Source organism: uncultured Cellulomonas sp. (genome assembly GCF_963527515.1).
Lineage (GTDB): Bacteria > Actinomycetota > Actinomycetes > Actinomycetales > Cellulomonadaceae > Cellulomonas.
This window is the reverse complement of sequence record NZ_CAURTV010000194.1, coordinates 1-2566: the sequence shown is the minus strand read 5'-3', so window position 1 is coordinate 2566 and position 2566 is coordinate 1. Positions and strand designations below refer to the sequence as shown.

The 2566-nt window shown below is 74.8% G+C and carries 2 protein-coding genes and 1 pseudogene; all 3 read right to left on the bottom strand.

The window, feature by feature from the left end:
* Positions 1 to 281, bottom strand: a pseudogene (locus RYN42_RS20190) (EamA family transporter); the annotation flags it as partial.
* The gene (locus tag RYN42_RS20185) at positions 278 to 1561 is read right to left on the bottom strand and encodes a DNA glycosylase AlkZ-like family protein (RefSeq protein ID WP_315099434.1); all 1284 of its coding nucleotides are present in this window, start codon (positions 1559 to 1561) and stop codon (positions 278 to 280) included. The gene RYN42_RS20185 and the pseudogene RYN42_RS20190, both read right to left, overlap by 4 nt.
* Before the next feature lie 108 nt (positions 1562 to 1669).
* Entirely contained in the window at positions 1670 to 2299 is a 630-nt protein-coding gene (hpf, locus tag RYN42_RS20180; protein WP_315099432.1) for a ribosome hibernation-promoting factor, HPF/YfiA family, read from the bottom strand.
* Positions 2300 to 2566: the final 267 nt, after the last annotated feature.

Below are 2566 nucleotides of genomic sequence, written 5' to 3'. Positions count from 1 at the left end.
ACGGCCGCGAAGTACGCGGCCTGGTAGACGGCGGCGAGCAGGGCGGTCTCGACGACCAGGCCGACGGCCGGGCGCGTCCGGCCGAGGCCGCGCAGGGCGCCCGTGACCGCGAGCGCGAGAAGGAGCACGCCGCCACCGCCGAGCAGGCGGTAGGCGGCGACCGTCATCGGCGGCAGACCGGCGGCGTCGGCCAGGGCAGCGCCCGCCAGGCCGCCCGTCCCCCAGAGCACGCCGCCGAGCGCGACCAGGGCGAAGTCGCGCGGCCGGGTCTCGTGCGTCATGCCGCCCGCACGGCCTGCGCGAGGTCCACCGCGAGGTCCCCGCGCAGGAGCCCGGTCCGGTCGCCGACCACGATCTCGTCCAGCCCGAGCCAGCCGGCGAGCGTGCGCAGCTCTCCCGCGAGTGGCTCGACGAGGTCGGCGGTGCGCGACGCCACGGGGGTGTCCGGTCCCGTGCTGCGGTGGGCCGCGTGCACCCGCAGCACGCCCGCCTGCCGGTCCGCCTTGAGGTCCACGAGGGCCGACAGCGACTCGCCGAGCAGGAACGGCAGCACGTAGTAGCCCCAGACCCGCTTCGGCTCCGGCACGTAGATCTCGATCCGGTAGCGCAGCCCGAACAGCGCCTCGACGCGGCGGCGCTCGAAGACCAGCGGGTCGAACGGGTTCAGGAGGGCGGTGCCCGAGGCCCGGCGAGGCAGGTCGGCGTCGCGGTGCCGCCACACGCGCCCCTGGTTCCAGCCGTCCACCGTCACCTCCTGCAGGACCCCGTCCTCGACCAGGTCCGCGACCGCCGGGGAGACCCGGTCCAGCTTGATGCGGAAGTAGTCCGCGAAGCAGCGGAGCGTGCCGATCCCGTGCGCCCGGGCGGAGATCTCCACCAGGGCGCGCACCGCGTCCTGGTCGGACGGCTCCGGAGCGGCGAGGACGTCCGCGGGCAGCACCCGCGACGTGAGGTCGTACCGACGCTCGAACGCACCGTTGCGTCCCGCCGACGTGACCTCGCCCGTGAAGAACAGGAACTCGAGGACCTGCTTGGCCACCGTCCAGTTCCACCCCCACTCCTCACGGGTGGTGGGGTGCTCGGCCTCGAAGCCCTCCTGCACCTGGCGGGCGGTCACCGGGCCGCGCTCGGTGATGATCGCCCGCACCTCGTCGACCACCGGAGAGTGCGTGAGCGGCACCTGGGCGATCGTCCCCCACGCCTCCCGCTGGTACGCCCGCTGCCGCCACCCGAGCAGCCGGTACGTCTCGGGGGGCACGAACGAGGCCATGTGGGCCCACGTCTCGACGAGCCGGCGTGGGGCCTGACCAGCGGCGCGGTCGAGCAGCGCCGGGTCGTAGGCGCCGATGCGCGAGAACGCCGGCATGAGGTGCGCGCGCGCCAGCACGTTCACCGAGTCGATCTGCAGCACGCCGAGGCGGTCGACCACCTGCTGGAACTGGCGCATGGTGGCGGGCGTCGCACGCTGCGGGCGGGGCCGGTCCAGGCCCTGCGCACGCAGCGCGATGCGGCGGGCCTGCGACAGGGAGAGACGCTCGGGGGCGGCACCTGCGGGGATCACACGCTCATCCTGCCGTGCGGCGCCCACACGGTGGCCGGCTCGGCGACCGGCACGGCGACGCCCGGCCGGTCACGAGGACCGACCGGGCGCCGGAGAGGCCGGGTGGGCTCAGCCGCCGACTGCGGCCAGCGGCGCCGCGGTGACCGCCGCGTCGAGCTTGATGACGCCGTAGCTCCAGCCGCGGCGCCGGTAGGCGACCGACGGCTGGGCGGTCTCGGCGTCGATGAACAGGTAGAAGTCGTGCCCCACCAGCTCCATCTCGTAGAGCGCGTCGTCGACCGTCATGGGCTGCGCCTGGTGCACCTTCTCGCGGATGACCACGGGCGAGTCGCCCAGGGTGGTCTCGACGGCGGCGGCCGGGTCGACCGGGGCGGACGCCTCGGCCTCGGGCTCGGGCGGACGCACGTCGACGGGGGCGATCGGAGTGTGGTTGCGGTGGTCCTTGCGCCGGTCACGCGTCCGACGCAGCCGCTCGAGCAGCTTCCCGAGGGCCAGGTCCAGGGCCGCGTACCTGTCGTCGGCGCACGCCTCGGCGCGGATCACGGGCCCCCGGTCGATGACGGTGAGCTCGACCCGCTCGCTGCTTCCCGCCTGTCGAGGGTTCGTCTCGTGCGACACGACGACGTCGATGCGCTGAGCGCGGGGGGCCAGCTGCTCGACTTTCGCGAGCTTCTGCTCGACGTGCGCCCGGTACTTCGGGAGCACCTCGGTGTGCCGGCCTGCAACCACGATCTCCATGTGAGCCTCCTTGGAGGGCCAGGGACGGGACGAGCCCGCCCGGGTGACAGTGCAATGGGCTGCCCCAGGGGCAGTCGGGCGGCGTCACCTCCTCCCGGAGGCGACGCGGACGACCCGGAGGATCGGTCCGCTGCGCCAACGGCTCAGACCCCCACGCTAACCCGGCGACCGCCCCCGAACCACCTGCCCCGCCGAGGGATCACCCTGTGGACAGGGCGGGCCGGGGCGGCAGCCGCGGCACGGGCCCCGGGGCCGGCGGCGCCGCGA

What these genes read in the sequence shown, in the direction of transcription:
- hpf (WP_315099432.1), bottom strand. Translation starts at nt 2,299, where the DNA reads ATGGAGATCGTGGTTGCAGGCCGGCACACCGAGGTGCTCCCGAAGTAC.